24 protein-coding genes and 1 pseudogene are annotated in these 22,386 nt (G+C 37.0%); 8 read left to right on the top strand and 17 right to left on the bottom strand.

From position 1 onward, the window contains the following. Nucleotides 1-34: 34 nt before the first annotated feature. Entirely contained in the window at nucleotides 35-637 is a 603-nt protein-coding gene (locus ACFSCX_RS25355) for a class I SAM-dependent methyltransferase (protein ID WP_377931053.1), read from the bottom strand. Between the two features lie 131 nt (nucleotides 638-768). Here ACFSCX_RS25355 and sda point away from each other — a divergent pair, with 131 nt between their 5' ends. Beyond that, a complete protein-coding gene (gene sda / locus ACFSCX_RS25350) occupies nucleotides 769-948 on the top strand; it encodes a sporulation histidine kinase inhibitor Sda (protein WP_377931051.1) in 180 nt (59 codons plus the stop codon). Between the two features lie 253 nt (nucleotides 949-1,201). Here sda and ACFSCX_RS25345 read toward each other — a convergent pair whose 3' ends face one another. The 5 genes from ACFSCX_RS25345 to ACFSCX_RS25325 form a co-directional block, all read right to left on the bottom strand. Beyond that, nucleotides 1,202-2,164: an HD domain-containing protein gene (locus ACFSCX_RS25345; protein ID WP_377931050.1), complete on the bottom strand. Its 963-nt coding sequence runs from the start codon at nucleotides 2,162-2,164 to the stop codon at nucleotides 1,202-1,204. Between the two features lie 382 nt (nucleotides 2,165-2,546). Further along, nucleotides 2,547-3,830 carry an MFS transporter gene (locus tag ACFSCX_RS25340; protein ID WP_377931049.1) on the bottom strand — a complete coding sequence of 428 codons (1,284 nt, stop codon included), beginning with the start codon at nucleotides 3,828-3,830 and terminating at the stop codon, nucleotides 2,547-2,549. 59 nt (nucleotides 3,831-3,889) lie between these two features. Beyond that, nucleotides 3,890-4,147: a hypothetical protein gene (locus tag ACFSCX_RS25335; RefSeq protein ID WP_377931047.1), complete on the bottom strand. Its 258-nt coding sequence runs from the start codon at nucleotides 4,145-4,147 to the stop codon at nucleotides 3,890-3,892. Between the two features lie 5 nt (nucleotides 4,148-4,152). Next, nucleotides 4,153-4,518, bottom strand: coding sequence for an SHOCT-like domain-containing protein (locus ACFSCX_RS25330; protein ID WP_377931046.1), 366 nt, complete (start codon nucleotides 4,516-4,518; stop codon nucleotides 4,153-4,155). A gap of 112 nt (nucleotides 4,519-4,630) precedes the next feature. Continuing rightward, a complete protein-coding gene (locus ACFSCX_RS25325) occupies nucleotides 4,631-5,002 on the bottom strand; it encodes a DUF2089 domain-containing protein (protein ID WP_377931045.1) in 372 nt (123 codons plus the stop codon). Nucleotides 5,003-5,212: 210 nt separating this feature from the next. On the opposite strand from ACFSCX_RS25325, the gene ACFSCX_RS25320 reads away from it, so the two are divergent. Then, entirely contained in the window at nucleotides 5,213-6,676 is a 1,464-nt protein-coding gene (locus ACFSCX_RS25320; protein WP_377931044.1) for an aminotransferase class V-fold PLP-dependent enzyme, read from the top strand. A 199-nt stretch (nucleotides 6,677-6,875) separates the two neighbouring features. Further along, the gene (locus tag ACFSCX_RS25315) at nucleotides 6,876-7,259 is read left to right on the top strand and encodes an SET domain-containing protein (RefSeq protein WP_377931122.1); all 384 of its coding nucleotides are present in this window, start codon (nucleotides 6,876-6,878) and stop codon (nucleotides 7,257-7,259) included. Between the two features lie 44 nt (nucleotides 7,260-7,303). On the opposite strand, the gene ACFSCX_RS25310 is transcribed toward ACFSCX_RS25315, so the two are convergent. The 5 genes from ACFSCX_RS25310 to ACFSCX_RS25290 form a co-directional block, all read right to left on the bottom strand. After that, nucleotides 7,304-7,498: a YwbE family protein gene (locus ACFSCX_RS25310; protein WP_377931042.1), complete on the bottom strand. Its 195-nt coding sequence runs from the start codon at nucleotides 7,496-7,498 to the stop codon at nucleotides 7,304-7,306. Nucleotides 7,499-7,511: 13 nt separating this feature from the next. Continuing rightward, nucleotides 7,512-8,249, bottom strand: coding sequence for a tRNA pseudouridine(38-40) synthase TruA (gene truA / locus ACFSCX_RS25305; protein ID WP_377931041.1), 738 nt, complete (start codon nucleotides 8,247-8,249; stop codon nucleotides 7,512-7,514). A gap of 470 nt (nucleotides 8,250-8,719) precedes the next feature. Beyond that, on the bottom strand, nucleotides 8,720-9,628 hold the full coding sequence (locus ACFSCX_RS25300; protein WP_377931040.1) for a TIGR01777 family oxidoreductase: 909 nt from the start codon (nucleotides 9,626-9,628) through the stop codon (nucleotides 8,720-8,722). A 315-nt stretch (nucleotides 9,629-9,943) separates the two neighbouring features. Then, on the bottom strand, nucleotides 9,944-10,489 hold the full coding sequence (locus ACFSCX_RS25295; RefSeq protein ID WP_377931121.1) for a hypothetical protein: 546 nt from the start codon (nucleotides 10,487-10,489) through the stop codon (nucleotides 9,944-9,946). Between the two features lie 186 nt (nucleotides 10,490-10,675). Beyond that, the gene (locus ACFSCX_RS25290; protein WP_377931039.1) at nucleotides 10,676-12,478 is read right to left on the bottom strand and encodes a PAS domain S-box protein; all 1,803 of its coding nucleotides are present in this window, start codon (nucleotides 12,476-12,478) and stop codon (nucleotides 10,676-10,678) included. A gap of 189 nt (nucleotides 12,479-12,667) precedes the next feature. On the opposite strand from ACFSCX_RS25290, the gene ACFSCX_RS25285 reads away from it, so the two are divergent. The 3 genes from ACFSCX_RS25285 (at nucleotide 12,668) to ACFSCX_RS25275 (ending at nucleotide 14,118) form a co-directional block, all read left to right on the top strand. Next, complete coding sequence (locus tag ACFSCX_RS25285) at nucleotides 12,668-12,997, top strand: ArsR/SmtB family transcription factor (RefSeq protein WP_377931038.1); 330 nt, start codon at nucleotides 12,668-12,670, stop codon at nucleotides 12,995-12,997. A 75-nt stretch (nucleotides 12,998-13,072) separates the two neighbouring features. Further along, complete coding sequence (locus ACFSCX_RS25280; protein WP_377931037.1) at nucleotides 13,073-13,243, top strand: hypothetical protein; 171 nt, start codon at nucleotides 13,073-13,075, stop codon at nucleotides 13,241-13,243. A 14-nt stretch (nucleotides 13,244-13,257) separates the two neighbouring features. Next, nucleotides 13,258-14,118, top strand: a complete 861-nt coding sequence (locus ACFSCX_RS25275) for a permease (protein ID WP_377931120.1) — start codon at nucleotides 13,258-13,260, stop codon at nucleotides 14,116-14,118. A 438-nt stretch (nucleotides 14,119-14,556) separates the two neighbouring features. Here the strand turns inward: ACFSCX_RS25275 and ACFSCX_RS25270 are convergent, their stop codons facing one another. From ACFSCX_RS25270 to ACFSCX_RS25245, 6 genes and pseudogenes are all read right to left on the bottom strand, one after another. Then, a complete protein-coding gene (locus tag ACFSCX_RS25270; RefSeq protein WP_377931036.1) occupies nucleotides 14,557-14,877 on the bottom strand; it encodes a YnfA family protein in 321 nt (106 codons plus the stop codon). 361 nt (nucleotides 14,878-15,238) lie between these two features. Next, complete coding sequence (locus ACFSCX_RS25265; RefSeq protein ID WP_377931035.1) at nucleotides 15,239-15,610, bottom strand: YybH family protein; 372 nt, start codon at nucleotides 15,608-15,610, stop codon at nucleotides 15,239-15,241. A 102-nt stretch (nucleotides 15,611-15,712) separates the two neighbouring features. Then, nucleotides 15,713-16,066, bottom strand: a pseudogene (locus ACFSCX_RS25260) (TipAS antibiotic-recognition domain-containing protein); the annotation flags it as partial. Nucleotides 16,067-16,217: 151 nt separating this feature from the next. Further along, a complete protein-coding gene (locus ACFSCX_RS25255) occupies nucleotides 16,218-17,489 on the bottom strand; it encodes a M24 family metallopeptidase (protein WP_377931034.1) in 1,272 nt (423 codons plus the stop codon). Between the two features lie 272 nt (nucleotides 17,490-17,761). Beyond that, nucleotides 17,762-19,171: an NADP-dependent phosphogluconate dehydrogenase gene (gene gndA / locus ACFSCX_RS25250; RefSeq protein ID WP_377931033.1), complete on the bottom strand. Its 1,410-nt coding sequence runs from the start codon at nucleotides 19,169-19,171 to the stop codon at nucleotides 17,762-17,764. 278 nt (nucleotides 19,172-19,449) lie between these two features. Next, nucleotides 19,450-19,956, bottom strand: coding sequence for an SRPBCC family protein (locus ACFSCX_RS25245; RefSeq protein WP_377931031.1), 507 nt, complete (start codon nucleotides 19,954-19,956; stop codon nucleotides 19,450-19,452). A gap of 131 nt (nucleotides 19,957-20,087) precedes the next feature. On the opposite strand from ACFSCX_RS25245, the gene ACFSCX_RS25240 reads away from it, so the two are divergent. Beyond that, on the top strand, nucleotides 20,088-21,347 hold the full coding sequence (locus ACFSCX_RS25240) for a cytochrome P450 (RefSeq protein ID WP_377931119.1): 1,260 nt from the start codon (nucleotides 20,088-20,090) through the stop codon (nucleotides 21,345-21,347). A gap of 149 nt (nucleotides 21,348-21,496) precedes the next feature. Further along, a complete protein-coding gene (locus ACFSCX_RS25235; RefSeq protein WP_377931030.1) occupies nucleotides 21,497-21,799 on the top strand; it encodes a hypothetical protein in 303 nt (100 codons plus the stop codon). Nucleotides 21,800-22,386: the final 587 nt, after the last annotated feature.

Here is a 22,386-nt window from a genome sequence, read left to right as displayed (position 1 = left end):
TCTAATCTGAACTGACCATACCTATTAGCAAACTTCAACCCACTAGCCGGTAGATCAGGAATCTCTCATTCGAGTCTTTCATCTCAGGGATCACTACTTCTTGTTTCAACTCAAACAAAGTACAATTCTCTAGATAAAATAAATACTCATCTGATACATAATATAAAATGAGCTCAACTGTCCGAGGAATTTGCTCGATTGATACAAGTATATGATTGATTGTCTTCATAAAAATTTGGATTGAAAATGGATTAAAGAAATAAAATCGATTATCTAATGGAGCAATAGGATACTCTTCAGCAAAACAATGATAAAATTGTACATCCCCATCTCTTCTCTTCTTATTTGCGAAATAACTCTCTAAGTTCACTAAAGCGTCATGGTAATAATCCTCAATCATTTCGATGCCCTTTACAGTCGCATGAAAAAAGTAATGGATGTAAAAAGCTAGCCTTCCTTTCCCGCATCCGAAATCAACAATATAATCATCACTTGTTAGCTTGTACTGTTCAAATAATAGCTCTAAAGCTCTATAAGGTGTTGGCTCGTACCTATGATAATGATATGAAGAGTAGAAGCCGTTTTGCTCACCAGCTGTTTGAATATTTAATAGTTGATCATAATCTTGTTCCTTCATCGTCTTCTCCTATTTGGTATGTCTATTTTTACGAAACACTACTCGTTCATAATATCGACAACATATTCATATGTTTATCCATAATGCTTAAAGGGAAAATTCCTACTAGAACTAGAATAGGAGGTTTTCCTATGAAGTCATTATCAAATCGTGAATTACTTGAGGTCTACAATATATCGATTAAAGAACAATTAGATAAAGATTTCATTACGTTACTTTACAAAGAGATTGAAAGAAGAGGTATATTACTCAAATTAGGAACCTCTTCCTACTACAATAAACAAAAGCCCCAAGCGACCCGCTTAGCCTAAGGCAGAGCAATGTTCTGTCATGAAAAAAGGAGGTTTTCCCTTTTATTCATGACAGGATATTTGACCTCGAGTAGGGTGGAATGGCAAAGATTGTCGCCATTTCATCTTGGCTGGATTCCAAGTCTCTTGCTGAAAACTTTTAGACTTTCTTCATAAGCTAGAAAAGAAGCTAGAAAAGAAGCTAGAAAAGAGCTACCCATAAGGTAGCTCCCAGTTTCACTTTCTCTCACAATCTAATAAACTACTCTTCATTTTAATAGGATATATAATAGTCCTTTTGAAGGGCACGAATCGATTGTAATAAATGCTTAGATTCTGAGCAAATAGAGATAAGCGGTACACCGTCTACTAAAGGTGTCTTATCATACACCTTTCTTACTTCCACTTTTTCAGCATTGTCTACTTGTTCATGATGAATCTTGATTCTTTCAGGCTCCCATAGAATAATGTTCATGATTTCTTTTACTCTCACATTTTCTGAACTTACAAGCACTTGAATCAGCTCATTATTCGTTAATTGTTGAATGTCTATGAATTGGTCTCTCGCATATTCTGATATCGCTTTTGCCAAAAGAGCATCTAACGCAAGAAGTTTGGGTGATAGAAAGCTAGTATGGTCATGATAAATCATCAGCATAATGTGTTTGCTTGTATGATAATCTGCATCTACATATTGTTGATTGAATGACATCGTTCGAATTACCTCAGAAGGATGTATTCCTTTTTTACCAAGCATATAAGCATCCCGCAGGAAGCTATCGAGATGATCGGCGCATATGTAAGGAGTTTTGTGAGATAAAGGTGTGTCTTGGTTAAGTAAATCGATGATCCGTTCTGGTAAAAAATGATGTTTTACTAAAATAGATGTGACTTCTTCACTTCTAATCTTTTCCTCTGTAATATGGTGATGATTAAAACCAAGTGTTTTTTCAACCGCATGTGAAAACGGAAGATGACCAATATCATGTAGGAGTGCAGCTATTCTTAACTCCTCATCTTTCGGAAAAAATGTGGCAATGAGAGTCCAAACGCCTATCGTATGCTCATACCTTGAATGCTTGACTGACGTAACGAATGACCCAGTCCCGTAGTGTGACAGAAACTTTAACCTTCTGACTGGACGAGTCTGTAACAATTCATATTCCCAAGGATATAATGAGATGGTTGTATCGTACAATGGTTCATGAACCTCTGCTTGATTCGAAAAAATATACATCGTTTCATAACCTCCTAAAAAGAACAAAAGGCGCAAGCGCCCCGTTTAGGCTAAGGCAGAGCAATGTTCTGTCATGAAAAAAGGGAGGTTTTCCCTTTTATTCATGACAGGGTTTTTGACCTCGAGTAGGATGAAATGGCAAAGATCGTCGCCATTTCATCTTAGCTGGGCGCTGGAGCCGGATTACTAAAGCACATTTTAATAAGATACAATCTAAACGTATTATTTCTTATTCATTAAAAAACCGGCTTCATATCTGGTAAGAGATACGAAACCGGCTCATTTCAAATGAGAGTGGTTGAACCACGGTTTATCAGTTCGCGATGACAATATTATACATTACAAGCAAATTATACAAGTTATTCTACATTTGTCAACCTAATTATCCTTCAACAGGCGCTTCCTTTTGAATAGCTTGAATATCCACACACTCTTGCTCTCTTGCTAGTCTTGGTAAAGTTGTCATATAAAATAAGCCTACACCAAACATTAAGATTGCAACCCCGTAATAAATATACTCAACAGATGTGATGAATGCTGGGAAAAGTAATGCAATGATGCCTAATGCAATGGATTGCGCTAACATCATAATTGGGTCTACCCAACCGTTTACTCTCCCCATATAGCTTGGGTTTACTAGTGAAGGAATCCAACCGGCTAAGGCAACGTTAATAGGGGCAATCATAAAGCCTGTGATGCTAACGAATACAAAATATATCCACTTCGCATCAGATACCCCCATACCGGCTGTTGTGACCGCTGTTGCCAAAATCCCCATGATCATTAAAATATGTGGTTTAAATAGCTTCCCGAAAAAGGCTGAAAGTGAACTTCCCGTAAAAATACCAATTCCAAAGAAAATGGCAAATAAGGATGCAAACCACTCATAATTATCTGGTGCTAGTTTATATTTCATCGTGAAAATGGGTAGAATCGCAAATCCACCATTGATAAAACCAAAAATAAGGAAACCCATAATCAATGTACGGAGAAGCTTGTTGTGAAGGATATATGTTCCACCCTTTTTAAAATCTTGTAGAGTCTGTTTAAACGTAAGCTCTTTTATGCTTGTTTTTCCATTTGGCATCTTGACTTCGTCAGAAATAGAGCATGCCCGAATTAAGAATGCAGACATAATAAAGCTAAGTCCGTCAATCAATAATGCACCATAAATACCGATAAGTTTGTACGTTAAGGCGCCAAGACCAACCCCGAATAACATAAACATACTAAAAATCATTTGATTTAATCCAGCCGCTGTTTGGTACTGCTCCTTTGTCAAGATTCCTTGAATGAGACCAGCTTCTGCTGGGTAGAAAAACTTCGCAATCGCACTTCTAATAAACAAAATGGCAAAGGTTAGCGGAATGATATTCACAAATATCGAAAGAAATAAAAACAGTGTTAATCCTGCCCTGATCCAATCTGAGTATTCCGCAATTTTTTGACGATCCAGTCGATCTGCGACCACCCCAACAATTAAAAATACTGCTAACGTAGGTAAAGAATACATGAGCTCCGCAAGTGTCGCCAAGTAAGGCTGACGACTAAAATGATCTAACAAATAGAAAGCGAATGCCATATTACCAATTGTTGAACCCATCTGAGAAGTAATCGTGGCCAAAAACAGCTTTAAAAACACTCTATTCTTAAAGATTTCCTTCATCTTTTTCCTCCAAAAAAATGGTGTGCGTAAACCTTCTTACAGCACACCTAAAGATTCGGTCATAATGTTATTTTAACTTCTGTCCCATCCTTGTCTTTGACTGATACAAGTTCTGTTCCTCTATATTCCTTAAATACCTTTGTTAATTCACTAATCATGTTAGCATCAATCCCATCCAGCCATTTCGCAGTCTTTGAATCTATGTGCTTTACATAATATTTTATGAGTAGTGGTGATGTTAAAAAACGAACAAGCCCATAAGGAAGATATATTCGTATTGGAAATGGAAGATCCTTTGTCACAACCTTAATTTTCATATGCTCTACTCAATCACAATACACACTTTTTCGCCGTCTGCGCTATCGATATCAACGATTGGACCTTCTACATGATTAGAGATTGCATCTAAAATTAAATTCATATCTAGACCATTTAAATGTTTTTGGATTACAGGTATGTTTTCAATTGCCCCATGCAATGACTTTACTAACTTAAGGGGCAAGTTTACATTCACTTTATCTCCGTCTTCAGAATCCACCTTAATTTTTAGACTTTTTGACATATAGCCTTTCGGTTCAAGCGCCGGGGCTACCTCTTCCTTTAACGCGGATAAAATATCGGCAGCTTCCTCGTTATTAATTTTCCCTTCCTGTAATAGCTCCAGAACCTTTGTAATTTCTCCTCTCATCTTCTCCACTCCTTCATCATTTTTATTAATATCTCGACGAGTCATACTATTTTTTGTAAAATATAGATACACACTTTTTTCTTCACTTCACTTCTTTTGGTGAAGTGCTTTTTTATTTTTTCTTTAATAGCTTGATTGCCTCCTCAGCACTTATAGAACCGCTGCTAAGCTTCTCAATAACATTTTTCTTTTCGTCTTCTTTTTCTTGTTTCACTTGGTATGGATCTCCTAATTCTGTAATGATTTCTTCTAATTTGTTCCTCACCGTTGGATAAGAAATTCCGAGTACCTTTTCGACCTCTTTAATACTACCTCTACATAATATAAAGGTCTCAATAAACTGAAGCTGTTCTTTTTTCAAAGACAGTAGAGCTGGGAATTCAAATGTATTTTCTATTGTTGTTTTACAATATCCACATGAAAGCTTCGTTACCTTTAGCCTCTCTTGACAGATTGGGCAAGTCGTTATTACCGGTATATCCACTATTTTCCACCTCCTTTTGACTTCATTATAATGACTCTCATTAAAATTATCAATACATTTATTAAAAATATTAATATTAACTTTAAATAAATTAACAATTTACATCAAATCCTCTAATTAATCGTATAACGATTAAAACTTTCACCATTTCCCTAACTGTAAATACATATATACTACCTGAAATTTTTCCTTTTAAGGGGATGACACCACTTGAATAGCCTAGAAGAATACTTCCATCCTTTTTACGAAGAAATAATTGGGCAGAAGGAAACCTTCCATTCTCCCTATGGAAAAAAAACGATTCTGTATGCAGACTGGACAGCAAGCGGGCGACTCTACGCTCCGATTGAAGAGAAAATATCCTACCAGTTCGGTCCTTTTGTTGCAAATACACATACAGAATCCAATATTACGGGAAAAATGATGACCGTTTTTTATAAGGAAGCAAGAGACATTATTAAAAGTCATGTACATGCTGATGACACATACGCCTTATTATTGGAAGGCAAAGGGATGACAGGTGCATTATGTAAGTTACAGCGAATATTAGGCTTGTCTTTCCATGAAGGAATCAAACAAACGCTGTCCTTACCTGAGAAGGAACGCCCTGTTGTGTTTATTACACATATGGAGCATCACTCTAATCAAACAAGCTGGGAGGAAACGATTGCAGATGTAGTCATTATTCCCCCAGATGACAGAGGACAGGTATGTACGTCCTCCTTAAGTCAGCGCCTTTCCGAATTCAATGATCGCCCATTAAAAATTGGTGCTTTTACAGCCTGCTCAAATGTAACTGGTATCCAAACAGATTATCATCACCTTGCAAAGATTATGCATCAGCACGGTGGCCTCTGCTTTGTTGATTTTTCTGCATCAGCTCCTTATGTGGCAATGGATGTAAAGCCGAAAAATCCTGCTGAGAAATTAGATGCAATCTTTTTCTCGCCACACAAATTTCTAGGCGGACCTAGCTCCACAGGCATCGCGATTTTTTCAAAGCATTTATATGCGAACTCAATACCAGATCACCCAGGTGGAGGTACCGTCAACTGGACGAACCCGTGGGGCGAGAAATCTTATCTCCAGGACATTGAAGCGCGAGAAGACGGAGGAACCCCTGGTTTTTTGCAAGCCATTCGAACGGCTCTAGCCATTAAACTCAAAGAAAAAATGGACATTGATAAGATAGAAAAAAGAGAAAATGAGCTCGTTCATCTGTTATTTGAAAGATTGGAAGAAAATAAGCGAGTCATCATCTTAGAAGGGCAATATAAAACGCGACTTCCTATCCTCTCTTTTTATGTTGAGGGCATTCACCACAACTTATTTGTTAAGCTTCTAAATGATGTACATGGTGTTCAAGCTCGCGGGGGATGTGCATGCGCTGGGACGTATGGACACTATCTGTTAAAGATTGGACTCTCACAATCAAAACAGATTACAGCGGAAGTCGATAAAGGTAATACCTTTATTAAACCAGGGTGGGTCCGTATTTCCTTACATCCTACGATGAAGAATCTAGAGGTTCATTATATAGCCGATAGTATTTTCGATATTATCGAAAACATTGAAACGTATCAAAGAGACTATATGTATGATGAAGAGATAGGCGAATTTAGACATAGAGTGAAAGATTCATATGTTTGGGGTGGCGATTGGTTTGAAGTATAGTTGGTGGAAACTCTTTGGAGATATTTTGCCTCCAGAGTTTCCACATATCTTACATACTATGGGATTTATAACAAGTTATTTTTTTGAACATAATGATATATAACAAAAATTAAGGGGTATGACTAGCTTATTATGATTTATTGGTGGTAAAGTTAAAGGATACTTTCTAAATTACAGAATGCGCAGGTGACACAATATGATGATTGAAGTAAAGAAATCACCACTAACTGATGGAGAATTTGATAGAGGAGTATTTGCGAAATGCGATATTAAAAAAGGAGAGCTTATTCATGAAGCTCCAGTTATAGCCTATCCTAACGAACAGCACGAGCATATTGAGAAAACGTTGTTAGCTGATTACGTATTTGAGTATGGACTCCATCACACCGCCCTTCTCTTAGGGTATGGGATGTTGTTTAATCACTCTTATGAACCGAATGCTATTTATGAAATTAACTTTGATAATCATACGTTTGACTACTATGCATATAAAGATATAAAAGCAGGCGAAGAGATCCTCATTAACTACAATGGCGAAGTAGATAATAAAGACCCGCTTTGGTTTAACAAAGAAGAAGAATAGAAAAAAGTACTCCATATATATATGGAGTACTTCTTATTATCCTTTTACCTCAAAATTTCCTTTACCCTTCCGACTACTCCGTTTTCTAACATCACTTTTATCCCATGCGGATGGTTTGAAGAATTAGTTAGCACCCGCGCTACAATTCCTTCTGTTAACTTCCCTGTTCGTTGATCCTGTTTTTGAACAACCTTAACTTTTAGCCCTACTGTTATGTTCTCTCTGTTTGTCCCAGCCATGACTTTCTACTCCTTAAAATTCAATTTTCTCAAGATAGAGCCCTTCCGCATCTGCTAAAAGCCCCGTTTGAACGCGTTCCTTTGATTCGATAATCGAAGGAATTTGATTTGCTTCTTTCTCTCCTAATCCCACCTCGATTAGTGTTCCTACTATTTTTCTTACCATATTGTAAAGAAAGCCATTTCCCTTGATTCGTATCTCAATAAAACCAGCGTTTTCTTTTATTTCAAGCGAATAAATTTCACGTACCATCGACTTCTTTTTCGACTTGGCGTTCGAATATGCGGTAAAATCATGCTCCCCAAGGAAGAACTGTGCAGCTTTTTTCATCTTTTCAATCTGGAGTCTTTCCTCTACATGCATACTATATTTTCTCATAAAAGGATTTGGATATGGATGATTCCAAAGCTTGTATAGGTAGGTTTTATCTTTTGTATTGTACCTTGCATGGAAGCGGTCATGTACCATTTCTACATTCGTCACACTGATATCCTGTGGTAAATACCGATTGAGGTAATCCATGACTTCCTTTTCAGAGAAGCTCTCACTCACTTTGAAATTCGCCACTTGCTCCAACGCATGTACACCTGCATCCGTTCGACTTGACCCAATGATTTCAATGGGCCTACCTATCATCTCAGAAAGAACATTTTCAATCTTTCCTTGAATTGTATTTTCTCCACTTCCTAGACGCTGCCAGCCTTTATAGCGTCCACCGTCGTACTGTATCGTTAGTTTATAGTTATTCATCATGTAATCTCCCTTGATTTTCTTTTCTGCTTACTTATTAACAGATTTCCCAATCTCCGTAACTTTAAAAAACCTGTTTAAGCGTAATGTAAAAGAATCATTGCGGCTTTTGCTAGCGAAACCACCCTTTGTTCAAGAATTATACACTTATGTTATAGAATTTGCATATTTACAAGGAAGGAGCGTATTCACAGAGCTCCGTTTTTTCTAAAACAAAAGCACACACATTTGATACTTTTTTCCATATCCAAGCATTCTAACAAATTTGATATAACCAAGTCAGGGAATCAATCGAATTAATCACTGCATTTCAAGATGCAAAATTTATGCTAACGAGCAATTAATTAACGAAGCTTGTTTCATTTACGAATGAAGGAGAATAAAAAAACGCAGAGGTTTAACTACCTCTACGTTTTTTCTAACAAATGAGCATTACCTTGTTTTTTGCTGTATCTTTTTCCCGCAAATAGTTAAGTGAGTTTTTGTTTTTTCTCAGTCCAAATTTGAGTTAATGCACTCTCAATAGTAGGATAAATAAAGTGAAACCCTTCCTGTTGCAGACGCTCTGGAACAACCCATCGACTCTTTAGAATTAACTCTGTTTCAGTCCTTATAAGGATTGCTCCTACTTCAAGGAGCCATTTGGGGGAAGGTAGTCCGACTCTTACCCCCATTACTTTACGCAATTGTGACATTAATTCACGGTTTGTAATGGGGTTCGGTGAGGCACAATTAAAAACCCCACTTAAGGATTTATTGTTTTGGATAAAAAGCACAGAGCGAAAAAGATCCTCGATATGAATCCAGCTGAATTTCTGGTTCCCTGGACCTTGTGCTCCACCTAATCCATATTTTACTAAATTTATAAAAGGTGTCATCACACCACCAGATTCACCTAATACAATTGAAATTCTGAGAGCTACCTGTCTTGTTTCTGGTAAATCAAATTGAAAAAAGGAACGTTCCCATGCTTTTGCCACCTCAACAGAGAAACCAGTTCCTATCTCGCCATTTTCCTCTGTCATCGGTCTATCTTCAGCATGCCTGTATATAGTAGCTGTACTTGAGTTTATCCATAATGACGGTGGGTTTTTACAAGCTTTCAAGGCTTTCCCTAGTATTTCTGTTGTTTCCGTTCTTGAGGTTACTATTTCTTTTTTATTTCGTTCATTATAACGACAATCAACTGATCTACCTGCTAGGTTGATTAACAGCTCAGAATGTTCTAAGGCTTCGATAATCCCTTTCGTATCGTCCCATACATAATCACACGAATTCCTTGAGACCACGACCACCTCGTATCCTAAATCACGGAATTTCTTCTGAAAGTACTTCCCAATAAACCCTGTTCCTCCAGCCAACACAATCTTTTTTTGCATGTTTGTATCAACTCATTTCAAGTTTTTTACATTCATAATAAGAGTATCATATTCTCTTCATAAAAAGACAAGAAGGATTTCCCAAGTGAACAGTAAAGTGAAACTTCAATCAGTGGGGGTTTTCCTAAATCCCCCACTGATTGTTAGCCCCGCTTACACTGTAGTCTCACAGACGTTGCCACAGGAGGTGGCGACTTTAGTCTGTGTTCCTATACAGGGTTCTTACTGGCGCATATCCCACTTAAACTTTTCGATCATCTAATGTTTTGAAGTGGGGGTCTTAACGCGAGTTGGAACGGGGTAAATACTATTCCTTTAATGACGATTAATGGTTTCTTGTTTTTTTGGAAAAACCGTGTAACTAAAGCTCCATAGAAAATCAATACATAGTACGATTAGCCAAAACTGCATAAAACTCAAAAGTTCGTTTATATTAGCAGGATTGTCAACAACCCAAATCATACCTAAGAGTAATCCATTACCTATGAGCCACCCTAATACATGACGATACCAGCCTTTTCTCTCAGCTCTGGCATGCTCTCTAGGGCTCTTTTCAACTGTTTGAATAGGAACCTGCAAAAATCTATGAGCAAAGCGCTGATCCGCCCATTTAATCATTCGATGTCCAAATGCAATCGTCATCCCTATATAATAGGCTGCCAGTCCATGAACAAAAGTAGCCTCACTTCCATTTTTCAGATCAATCACTGTCACGACAATGAGTAAAAGATCAATTATAGGTGTTCCCCATAAAATAAATGCTCCAGCTTTCGGTTTTCTCAGTAAATATCTAGTCATTAATCCTGCGATCACAAATATCCAAAAACCAATCTCACAAGCAATAATTAACCAACCAATCATATCATCACCCTTTCCGTGACCTTTGACATTATGTAGCATTTATCCCGTTCCAACTGGCGCTAAGACCCCCACTTCAAAACTTTAGATGAATCGAGAAGTTTAAGTGGGGGATAAGCGCCAGTAAGAACCCGATTGGTTCAACTAACAATCAGTGGGGGATGAGGAAACTCCCCACTGATTGAAGTTTCACTTTATCATGACATTATTTACATTTGAAGGTTCCACTGGGATCATAATCTCAATGGTTGTTCCTACATTCTCTTTACTATAAACATTTAGCGAGCCTTGATGATTTTCTTCGATAATATTTTTGCTAATCATAAAACCAAGGCCAGTTCCTTTTTCCTTCGTTGTATAGAACGGTTCACCTAATCGTGAGAGGATATGTTCTGGAATGCCACAGCCTTGGTCAATAAAATAGATATGAAGATTTTCAGCTTCTCTTTTCGTCTCAATCCTTAATTGTCCTCCATTTGGCATGGCTTCAATTGCATTTTTCACCACGTTAATAAACACTTGTTTTAGCTGATTCCCTTCACAAGATATCAACATCTCATCTGCCTCGTAAGTTGTAATTATTTCAATATTATTCATATTTGCTTGAGCAATTAATAGTGAGATAACTTGATCTAAAATAACGTAAACATTCTCTCTTTTCAACTTCAACACTTGAGGCTTAGCTAGTAGTAAAAGTTCACTAAGTATTGATTCGATTCTTTCAAATTCAGAAGATATGATCGAAAAATATTCTTTTTTATAAACACCTGATTCAATAAGCTGCATAAACCCTTTTATAGATGTCATCGGGTTTCGGATCTCGTGGGCAATACTTGCCGCTAATTGACCTGCAATAGATAGTTTTTCAGAATGAACCATTAGCTCTTCTGCTCTCTTTTTCTCCGTAATATCTCTTAAAATAACTGCCCATCCCATACCGTACTCATCTCTTACAGGAAATGTCGTTAATAAAACATGAAGTGGAGTACCGTCTTTCCTAATCCTTATCGTTTCCATACCCTTTACACCTTTATTTAACCGAATCGATTTCCTATTTCTCTCTAATTCGTGCCTTCGATTCGCTGGTACAAACGGCAAATCGTTTACGAGTGTTCCAAGTAATTCAGACGAACTCCACCCAAATGTTTTTTCAAGTGCCTTGTTTACCCGAACTAGTTTTTCTTCATTATTAAATATCATAATTGGATCCATATTATTGTCGATAAAGGACTCAAGCTGGGACAGCACCGCTCGTTCACGCGTAATATCTCTTACAATCCCCGCTACTGCATAGACTTCTTCATTGCTGTCACGAATTGGGGACATTGTAATACTAACCGTAATGTATTTCTGATCTTTTCGTTGTTTGATTGTTACGTACTCATTAATATAATTTCCTTTTATCGTTTCATTAAGTAGAAATTCAGCATCCTTCATTGTAAAATCTGGTGTAACAGGCAATCGTTTGCCCTTCACCTCACGTTCTGAATAGCCAAATATTTTCTCAAACGCACTGTTGGCATGCGTAACTCTTCCTTCTAAATCAAAAATGGCAATCCCTTCTGAACTATGATTATAGAAAGACTCTAATCTATTAAATGTTTCCTTGAACAGTTCATGTCTATCATGTTCTAATTTATCATTATCATTTGAAAACACAACCACAATGCCGTATTTACACGGAAAAACCATTACCTCAATCACTTTTTTAGAGCATACCGTTTTTGTTCCAAAAAATTGTGGACGTTGTTCTTCAAATGCTTTGAAGTATAGATTATATACCTTTGTATCCTTAAACTTAGGCAGAATATCCCAAATACAATGTCCAAGGAGCGCCTCCCTCGTCCTGTCAAGAATTTGTGCTGCTTTCTTATTAATATATTCAAATTCCCAGCGGTCATTTAAAAAATAGCACCCCTCAGATATGGCTTCAAGGATTCGCATTAAATCAACTTTATCATTTAAATAATTGAGGAAATTCACATTTTTCATTGACAGGTTCCTTTCTTTCAAGAATGGATTATATCAAATTTTACCACATATGGTAGAATGGTACAGTTATATCATGGTAAAAATTACAAAACATTAAAAAATCAACTTTTCTTGATTAACCTGTTGCATTTTGTAATTGTTGGTAGTACAATACAATTAATCAATAAAGATTGATAAAGGTGGTTTCGAATGACGAATAACAACATGATACCTCTTACGGATGTTTCATTAGAAAAAACTTTTGCTCATTATGAAGGTAGGTTCAAAGCCCTTTCTGATCAAAAACGTTTACAAATTTTAAATCTTCTTTGTAATGGGCCAATTAGTGTCAATGATCTTTGCTGCAAAATTGATATGCCCCAATCTAAGTTATCCTATCATCTCAAGGTTTTATTAGATGCAAATCTCATTAAAAAAGAAACAAAAGGTACTTGGAGCTACTACGAAATTAATGAAAAAGAAGTTAACCACATACTATCACCTGAATTATGCTGTTTATTTCGACCTAGCTGCTGTTAGGTCCTTCAACTATATTATTCATCAATTTTTTTTGATTATTAAATCAACTATTTTTGATTAAAAGGAGAGAGGATAATGTTTTTTCATCAACAGGAATTAATGATTGTAAAAGTAAAGCAGGAAGAAGTCGAGAAGCATGCAAAGAATGCATGGAAGTTTTTTAATCATCAAGGTAATCATCAGCCTCATAATTTAAAATCGCCTAAGCGTAAACAAGAGTACTGCACATGTCTATGTGAATCGTAGGAGGAAGAAATATGATGGATGTCCTTAAAAGCTTTACCTGGATTGCACTTGAATTAACGGTTTTATTTGTTGTCATTTCTTTTTTAATCAGTCTACTGCAAGGCTATATTCCGTATGAAAAGCTTGAAAAAAAGCTATCAGGGCACAATCAATTTGTCGCCAGTCTAGCTGCAATACTCTTTGCCTTTATCACTCCTTTTTGCTCATGCTCTACCATTCCGGTTGTCGTTAATATGTTAAAAAATAAGATTCCTTTCCCAATTGTCATGATATTCTTATTTGCATCTCCTGTACTAGACCCAACAATCTTGACAATCATGGGTGTCGTCATGGGCTGGAAGGTTACGATGATCTATACCGTTATCACTGCTGTCCTCTCAGTTATAATTGGTTTTACATTAGACAAATTAGGTTTTCAAAAATATGTTAAAAACGTCGTAATGACTGGATTTAATTCCACTACTAAAAAGTTTGATTGGAAGTTTGCCTGGCAAGAAACATGGAGTCTTATGAAGAATGTATATCCTTATTTGTTAATTGGTGCAGCAATAGGCGCCATTATTCACGGACTTGTCCCGACTGAATTTATCGCGAACTGGTTTGGGCATGATGCATGGTGGTTAATTCCAATTGCTGCCATTATAGGAATCCCACTATATATAAGACTCTCTAGTATGATCCCAATTTCTCAAATACTGATTTTAAAAGGTATGGCCCTTGGCCCTGTTATGGCCATGATGATTAGTTCTGCTGGAGCAAGCTTGCCAGAAGTCATCCTTTTAAAGTCCATATTCCGAAAACAGTTAGTTCTAGCGTTTATTCTATCAGTCATTACAATGTCCACTATATCTGGTTTTATCTTTTATTTAGTGTAGAAGCTGTGATGTTTCATAGAAGTTGATGATGAAATAATAAGTGATGATAAAAATGTCATGGTTGCTAATAAATTATTGAAAGTTGCTGATAAGCCAAGAAATGTTGATAATAAAATAAAAAGTTGATGATAAATTCTAATAGTTGCTGATAAAAATGTCATGGTTGCTGATAAATCAATGTGAGTCGCCGATTAATATGAGAAAGTTGATGATAAATCTCTTGATCTTGAAAAATAACGAACTGTAATGGTTCAATTCATTAAAAACTCATCTTGATAAAGAAACGAATAGTCAAAATGTAGGAATAACGAATACAATTTCATGAAAAAACCCTTAGTACACTCGTAAATAAGAAAAGCTCACTATTCACGCTAAATTTTTACAGACTTACACAGCGCCACGGAAAATTGCTTGGTGCTGTTTACTAATATATCTGTATTACTGCCTCGGAAGTAGCATAATTATAACTCCAACAATACAAATGCTCGCACCTATCCAATCATAGATGTCCGGGGCCTTTTTATCGATCCCCCATCCCCATAGGAGAGATAATACAATAAAAACACCACCATATGCAGCATACACCCTACCAAATGTAGGAAATGTTTGAAAGGTTGCAATCACTCCGTAAAGTGCTAAACTAAGCCCCCCCATTATTCCGAAATAGGCAGGCCTTCCTTCACGTAGCCACAACCAAATGAAGTATCCACCGCCTATCTCAGCTAAGCCTGCTACTAAAAACAATATTATTGCACTCATTAACATACCACCACCATCATTTACATTCTATCAAAACTTCTTTTTTTCTACATCCTGTACTTTTGGGACAATAGTTTTAGTTCCATCCTCTGCTAAAGCATCTTCTCTCGATGAGATTACTGAAACAGTTCTAAAACAAAACACGTCGTCCATACGACACTTGGAGACTGACATGCATCTTTTGCATCTTTCAATTGTTGCTCACATAGCTCAATACTCTATTTCATCTTGGCTGGGCACTGGAGCTGGATTCCAAGTCACTAGCCCATTTTCTTGCTGAAAACTTTTATACTTTCGTAATAATTAAATCAAAAACCGAGACACTACAATTTTTTAGTGTCTCGGTTATCTTTCATGATTATTAGTTCCCCATATCAAGGACAATTTTCCATTCCCCGTTATCCTTCTTTTCCCAAATAGACGTATAATAACCGAAGGTTTCAACCTTCTGTCCCTCATCATTGTGGATCGTTTTTGTATATCGTCCATACGTAAAGCCCATCTCTCCATCCTTTGATATCTTGGCAGATAGAGGTTCCCATCTCAAAGAATAGCCATTTTGTGAGAAAACATGCTTCATGGTTTGGTAGATTAACTCCTTCCCAATAATCGGGTCTGTACCTGGAAGCATGACACCATTTATGTCAAAATACGATGCCCATCCTTCAGCACCTTTTTCAGCTGTAACACTATCAAACTGCCTATCTAGATCCATAAGATTTTCTACATTCATAATGACAATCTCCTTTATAATCAAAATCGTTTAATCTATATAATTCGAAACCTGTCATCATATTCCCTTCTTTTTAAGGCAGTTCGTCAAATAACAAGGCATTCATCTTCTCGAGAAATGCCTTTTCGAAAAATGTTTATTGATTTCGGTCAGATAGATACCCATTGCTTCACACATAAACTGTGCTAGACCTTCCCCAAACTTATCAATATTTTGGGTAAATCTCTAATCATCCACGTACATTTGCCCAAGGCCTTTAAATGCATCAATAGAATAATGGTGGCCAAATTTACTATTTAGAAAATTGTACCACTCTTCAATCGCTTCTTGTGCTTCATCCGATTCAGGTGATCTGAATCGAAGATTTGCCAGCTTTCGATAGATGTCATTCATCTTTTCTCCCATTGCCTGTTGTTCAGTCTTTGACATCTTACCAAATGAAGCATTTGATTCATCGTAATGGTGTAGTGTGCGCACACAAACTTCCTTTACCTTCATACTCATTTCAATGCCTCCCCCTTACTCAATACTTTAAAGTATCACGTTGCGTGAGAGTCAACAAAAAAAATAGAGGGACGCAGAAGAATTATCCTCCTGTCCCTCCTTTCTATCTAATTAAATAAAAGCTCTCTTGCCTTGGTGTTAAGTATTGAGCTCCATCCTCATAAACGGCAATCGGCTGTTCTAAATAAATAAAGGTTTCATGCCCCCACTCCGGAATAAAGGTCTTTATATTAAATTCAAGTGCGTAGGCAGAATCACTTACAATCTCTAACTCTCCTCTAAATGGGATTTTAGTTTGTTGATCATATAACCCAATAAGAGGTCCTGCTTCGTGGCAGTGAGGACCGACTGGGTGGGAATACAGCATCGCTTGAATGGATTGCTTTCTTGCATCGTTTATACTTTCTTCAAAGACTTCATTCCCAGTTTTACCAGGCGTCATCTTTTTCATTACAATATCTTGAAACGCTAAGCCTATTCGAAATGCTGCTTCTAATCCTTCAGGCGGGTTGGACTCCCCTTTTCTTAGGACATAAGCTAGCTGTTGTGTATCCGTTGACAAATGTAAGTATTCAATCCCGAAGTCCAAATGAACAATATCTCCAGGCATAATAATTTCTCCAGAAATTCGGTCTATAGCTGACCCTTTTCTCTGTATATCAACCGTTGGATAAAAGGAGGTCTTTATGCCAAGGTCAAGCACATGTTGCCGTATCCACTCTACCACATCTGTCGTTGTTGTCACACCAGGTAAAATAACCTCATTCGAAAGAGCCTTTTTGGCTAGATTGTTTGTTAAATCTGACAAAAAAGGATAGATCAGCATCTCCTGTTTACTTCTTTTTAAAAACCAATGAATGACTAGTTGCTCTGCTGATACAAATTTACTGACCCAAACTGTACCTAGCTCTTCACATAATAGCTCATATAAACTATGGGTTAGCCCGTCTGAAACAGCAATATGTCTCGATTGATTAATACCAATCCTACTCGGATTCTTTTCCTCCATTAGCATTTTCAGCCTTTCCCACTGTGTTTCCTCTCCACGCTTCCATATAAACTGATACAAACCTGTAAGAGCTGGGTGAGGTGATCCAATACAATACCGGTCAACTCTGTTCAATTCTATGTCCAACACGAACACGAATATAGATAATCTTCTTGAACTGTCATGTTCACTTGGTGTCAATGTTTCAATAACAGGATCTTCATTATATTCCTTACTAATGACGATCCAAAGTGGAATATTAGCCTTTATCATTGCTTCTTTTAAAATATAATCAAGTCTATCTTTTAGCCAGCTATCAAATAATGCTTCTCGACTCTTAATAGGTAGAATATTTTGCGAACGATCTTGCTCATGTACATGTAACATTAATTTCACACTCCATTAGGTTATTCTCATGTCCATTTAATTAGGCATTTTTACTTTATTTCCTTCTACAAAGAACAAAAGGCGCATGCGCCCCGTTTAGCGTCAGGCAGAGCAAATGTTTCTAAATGAGAGAAGTGTGCTTTTCCCCTTATACTTTTACTCAGTTAGGGTTATTTGACCTTGATTGGCTGGAGGCTGGAGAAACTTTTATAATTTTTTAATAATAGAAAAAGGAACCAGTATTTCCTGGTTCCATTAGTTGATAATTTGTCTTAAACCCATTTTGTATGAAACGTACCTTCTTTATCGATACGCTTATACGTATGTGCTCCAAAATAATCACGCTGTGCCTGAAGTAAATTAGCAGGTAGTGTAGCGGTACGATAGCTATCATAATAGGACAAGGCTGCTGAGAATGTTGGAACTGGAATTCCTTGTTCTACGGCTAGAGCGATTGTTTTACGTAGGCCACCTTGATAAGCGTGAACAATTTCCTTAAAATACGGATCTAATAATAAATTTGGCAGGTTTTCATCTCGGTCAAATGCTTCTTTAATATTTTGTAAAAATGCCGCCCTAATAATACATCCACCTCTCCATAGCATAGAGATGCTACCATAATCAAGATTCCAGTCATATTCGGCTGAAGCGGCTTTTAACTGAGTAAATCCTTGTGCATACGAACAAATTTTACTCATGTAGAGGGCTTGGCGAACTGCTTCAATAAGCTGTTCTTTACTAAGGTGAATTTCAGGCTTCTCTGAAGGGCCTTCCAGTAGACCGCTCGCTAACATTCTTTCTTCCTTAAGAGCTGAAATGAACCTAGCAAATACTGATTCTGTAATAATTGGAAGCGGAACACCTAGGTCAAGAGCACTTGTACTTGTCCATTTCCCTGTCCCTTTTTGACCAGCTGTATCTAAAATAAAATCAACGAGAGGCTTTCCGGTTTCTTCATCTTTCTTTGTGAAAATATCCGCCGTGATTTCAATTAAATAGCTATCAAGCTCACCTTTGTTCCACTCTGAAAAAATTTCGTGAAACTCTTCCGCTGATAAATCAAGTGTTTGTTTTAAGAAGAAGTACGCTTCACAAATTAATTGCATATCTCCATATTCAATTCCGTTATGTACCATTTTCACATAATGTCCAGCCCCATCTGGACCAATGTATGAACAACAAGGCTCTCCGTTCACTTTTGCTGAAATATCTTCAAGTAAATGATGAACTTTTTCATACGCTTCCTTTTGTCCACCAGGCATAATCGAAGGGCCCTTTAACGCGCCCTCTTCACCGCCCGATACTCCAGCTCCAATAAAGTTAATGCCACGTTCAGCTAATAACCGATTTCTTCGTCTCGTATCTTCAAAAAACGTATTTCCACCATCAATCAAAATGTCACCTTTATCTAAAAAAGGAAGTAACGAATCAATCGCTTTATCAGTGATTTCACCCGCATTTACCATTAAGAGTATTTTTCGTGGTGACTCTAATGATTGAATGAACTGTTCAACATTATTCGTACCGACTAAATTTTTTCCTTCATGTTCCTCTACAATGCGCTTGATCGTATGCTCTGATATATCATATATGGCAACAGAGTAACCTTTGCTTTCGAAATTTAGCGCAAGGCTCTTCCCCATTACACCAACACCTACAACCCCAATTTGCTGCTTTGACATGTGGTAAACCCCTTTCCAACTTTGTACTCTGCAGACTATTTTAAATGAAAAACAAAAATATGTGAACTTATCCCACTGCAAATACTAAGATCTATCTTTATTTTATCCTGTTTTATTAAGATAAACCGTAATGACTATTTATCCCCTCTATCCTTCTTGGTTAGTTAGAGGAATATGTAAATAGAAATCCGTATTCTGGTATTAAGTTTGTTTTAGATGATAAAGCAGGCATTACCAAACCCCTCATCCAGCCATGTCGGATGTGGGGTTGCATATTTCTACTGAACCGTCGTTGCCTCTTCTTTGTTATCGTTTTGTTGCTCTATATATTTTTTTAAGTCTTCAAGGTGATTGCCGTCTTCCTTTTTGATAATCGATGCAATGACTGGCTTAAATAAAACATTCATAAATCCTTTCGTATGTATGACACCTTCAAACTGAACAATGGTTCCCGAATCTTTTGGATGAAAGGTGTAATGATATTCTACAAACAATCCATTATTTTCACTTTTAACTGAATACTTTTGATTTGGTATAAACTCTGTCACTACAATGAGAGCCTCCGCCTTTCGCCCTCTTATCTCTCTTACTTCCTTTAGTTTTGTTCCTTTCGAAATAGGTCCCTCAGATAGTAGCTGTACATCTACAACATGTTCCAAAATAGCAGCTGAATTTCGCAAATCAGATGCAATTTCAAATACTTTCTCCAAAGGAGCATTAATCCATACTTCACGCTTAAAGGCCATATTATCCCCATCCCTGTTATATTTTTTCCTTCCTTTCATTGTAATATAATCCTCATTGCAAGTTCATTTGTTTATTTTCTTTTTTTCAGGAAAAAATAGTAGCTAGTCGAGTTCTTTTATATAGTGGATTGAAATGAACGAATAGTAAGGAGTGGTGTAGATAAATGGCAATGAATGAGGAAGTTCCAAATGACAAGGGTATTGATAATAGTCTAAGTTTGATGAAAGATGGTTATCTCTTTATTAAAAATCGAGTTCAAAAATATCACAGTGATCTATTTTATGCGCATCTGTTAGGGGAACAAGTCATTTGTATGAGTGGAGAGGAAGCGGCGAAATTATTCTATGACCAAGACCTTTTTCAGCGTAAGGGAGCTGCACCGAAAAGGATTCAAAAAACTCTCTTCGGGGTGAACGCTATCCAATCAATGGATGGTGAAGCACACCATCATCGAAAGCATTTATTTATGTCTCTTATGACGGAAGAACATCAAAAACGACTGGCCCAGCTCGTGAGGGATCAGTGGGATTCCTCTCCAAACAAGTGGAATTCTTCAAAGGAAATTGTATTATTTGAAGAGGCGAAAACATTATTATGCAAAGTTGCCTGCCAATGGGCGGGAGTACCCGTTCAAGAATCAGAGGTTAAGGAACGAGCCGATGACTTTTATGCGATGGTGGATGCCTTTGGGGCTATAGGACCTCGTCATTGGAAAGGACGCTATGCTAGAGCAAAAATTGAGGACTGGATCGAGAAAACTATTAAGAATGTACGAGCCCAAACATTGCACAGCGAACAAGACTCAGCTCTTTTTAAAATAGCCTTTTACGAAGGTATGTCAGGCGAAAAACTTGATTCAAAAATGGCAGCCATTGAGCTAATTAATGTGTTACGCCCAATAGTTGCAATCGCTAATTTCATCACTTTTTCAGCACTTGCTTTATTTGAACACCCAGAATGCATTCATAAGCTTCGTGCAGGTGATGACAATTATACCGAAAGATTTACACAAGAAGTACGACGTTACTATCCTTTTGCTCCGTTTCTAGGGGCTCGTGTTAGAAAGGATTTCACTTGGAAAAAGTATACATTTAAAGAAGGAATGCTTGTTATTCTTGATCTGTATGGTACAAATCATGATCCAAGATTATGGGAAAATCCGGAAATCTTTATGCCAGATCGTTTTAAAGTATGGAAAGGTAGTCTCTACGATTTCATTCCTCAAGGTGGGGGTAAACAGGAGGCTGGTCACAGATGTCCTGGTGAGGGTATTACGATAGAGGTTATGAAAGCAAGTATAGATTTTCTTGTGAATCGTATTACTTATGAAGTCCCAGATCAAGACGTAAGCTACAGTGTAATAAAAATGCCTTCTTCTGTAAAAAGTGGATTTAGAATAAAGAATATTAATAGAAGATCCATTACATAATTAAGCATAGACGCTGGACTACTACAGTGGTTTTTGTTATGCGTATTCGTAATTTCTACTAGTTGAAAATAATATTATGAAGTTTACACATACTACAACAAAGTAGGGATTTACTATTAGCAGATCCATAAAGGGAAAGGATGAATGAAATGAGTGATAGAGATGAGCTTTATACAGACTTTGCAAATGTAGAAACCCAACGTACATTCTTAACTGCAGAGGAATTCCCTGAAGGTCCTTTTGGATCTCCTATTGGAGTAACAGATCCTGTAAAAAACAAAGAAACCCCTTGGAAACACGGACAACAGTACTATAGTAATTTTGCTTATGAAGATCGGAACTTCCATGAGGATCTTCCAAGACAGTTTCCAGGTGCTCACCCTACTCATGATGAAAAAAGTAAAGAAACAGAAGAACCCTACAATGATGCAAGTAATAGTAGAAATAACTAAGCAACACTTTCCCCTCCATAACCTAAATCTAGGGGATTAGGGGTATAAGATCTATAATGCTCGTGGAGCCCCGCACGACAAGCAAATGCTCCTTGAAGAGAAAAATTGCGCTGCTTTTCAAGGAGCATTTTACTACAGGAAGCTTTGTGCTAGAGCCGGAGCCGGATTACAAAATAGATAGGATCAAAACATAGCACTGTAACGTTTTACTTACCCCTTATATTTAACTGAGAATGAGTTACTTTTTTACGATGTAGAAGAATTTTGATAAGAATAGAGTCACTCTAGAGGAAAATTGCTTTCATACCATAAAAAACATGATGCATTTTTACCATTTGGGGAAGTCTTCCAGCAACTTCATTCATTTTATCAGCAACTCTTTTATATTTATCGGCAACTTCCTGAGTTTATCAGCAACTTTTCGTATTTATCATCAACTTTTTGAGTTAACAGCAACTTTACTAACATTATCAACAACTTAAAGATAGAGTCTATATAATTGTGTAAAAAGAAAAGGGGTCATACGAATCCCATGTTACAATGTTTTCGACCAAGAAAATTTTGTACAGGAGGATTTGTTATGACCC

Origin of the sequence: Bacillus salitolerans, from assembly GCF_042680805.1 — a bacterium.
In the GTDB taxonomy this organism is placed as follows: domain Bacteria; phylum Bacillota; class Bacilli; order Bacillales; family SA4; genus Bacillus_CJ; species Bacillus_CJ salitolerans.
This window is presented reverse-complemented; position numbering and strand designations above follow the sequence as displayed.

Coding starts and splice junctions, on each gene's coding strand:
- ACFSCX_RS25355 (WP_377931053.1), bottom strand. CDS start 637: ATGAAGGAACAAGATTATGATCAACTATTAAATATTCAAACAGCTGGT.
- sda (WP_377931051.1), top strand. CDS start 769: ATGAAGTCATTATCAAATCGTGAATTACTTGAGGTCTACAATATATCG.
- ACFSCX_RS25345 (WP_377931050.1), bottom strand. CDS start 2,164: ATGTATATTTTTTCGAATCAAGCAGAGGTTCATGAACCATTGTACGAT.
- ACFSCX_RS25340 (WP_377931049.1), bottom strand. CDS start 3,830: ATGAAGGAAATCTTTAAGAATAGAGTGTTTTTAAAGCTGTTTTTGGCC.
- ACFSCX_RS25335 (WP_377931047.1), bottom strand. CDS start 4,147: ATGAAAATTAAGGTTGTGACAAAGGATCTTCCATTTCCAATACGAATA.
- ACFSCX_RS25330 (WP_377931046.1), bottom strand. CDS start 4,518: ATGAGAGGAGAAATTACAAAGGTTCTGGAGCTATTACAGGAAGGGAAA.
- ACFSCX_RS25315 (WP_377931122.1), top strand. CDS start 6,876: ATGATTGAAGTAAAGAAATCACCACTAACTGATGGAGAATTTGATAGA.
- ACFSCX_RS25310 (WP_377931042.1), bottom strand. CDS start 7,498: ATGGCTGGGACAAACAGAGAGAACATAACAGTAGGGCTAAAAGTTAAG.
- truA (WP_377931041.1), bottom strand. CDS start 8,249: ATGAATAACTATAAACTAACGATACAGTACGACGGTGGACGCTATAAA.
- ACFSCX_RS25300 (WP_377931040.1), bottom strand. CDS start 9,628: ATGCAAAAAAAGATTGTGTTGGCTGGAGGAACAGGGTTTATTGGGAAG.
- ACFSCX_RS25295 (WP_377931121.1), bottom strand. CDS start 10,489: ATGATTGGTTGGTTAATTATTGCTTGTGAGATTGGTTTTTGGATATTT.
- ACFSCX_RS25290 (WP_377931039.1), bottom strand. CDS start 12,478: ATGAAAAATGTGAATTTCCTCAATTATTTAAATGATAAAGTTGATTTA.
- ACFSCX_RS25285 (WP_377931038.1), top strand. CDS start 12,668: ATGACGAATAACAACATGATACCTCTTACGGATGTTTCATTAGAAAAA.
- ACFSCX_RS25280 (WP_377931037.1), top strand. CDS start 13,073: ATGTTTTTTCATCAACAGGAATTAATGATTGTAAAAGTAAAGCAGGAA.
- ACFSCX_RS25275 (WP_377931120.1), top strand. CDS start 13,258: ATGGATGTCCTTAAAAGCTTTACCTGGATTGCACTTGAATTAACGGTT.
- ACFSCX_RS25270 (WP_377931036.1), bottom strand. CDS start 14,877: ATGAGTGCAATAATATTGTTTTTAGTAGCAGGCTTAGCTGAGATAGGC.
- ACFSCX_RS25265 (WP_377931035.1), bottom strand. CDS start 15,610: ATGAATGTAGAAAATCTTATGGATCTAGATAGGCAGTTTGATAGTGTT.
- ACFSCX_RS25255 (WP_377931034.1), bottom strand. CDS start 17,489: ATGTTACATGTACATGAGCAAGATCGTTCGCAAAATATTCTACCTATT.
- gndA (WP_377931033.1), bottom strand. CDS start 19,171: ATGTCAAAGCAGCAAATTGGGGTTGTAGGTGTTGGTGTAATGGGGAAG.
- ACFSCX_RS25245 (WP_377931031.1), bottom strand. CDS start 19,956: ATGAAAGGAAGGAAAAAATATAACAGGGATGGGGATAATATGGCCTTT.
- ACFSCX_RS25240 (WP_377931119.1), top strand. CDS start 20,088: ATGAATGAGGAAGTTCCAAATGACAAGGGTATTGATAATAGTCTAAGT.
- ACFSCX_RS25235 (WP_377931030.1), top strand. CDS start 21,497: ATGAGTGATAGAGATGAGCTTTATACAGACTTTGCAAATGTAGAAACC.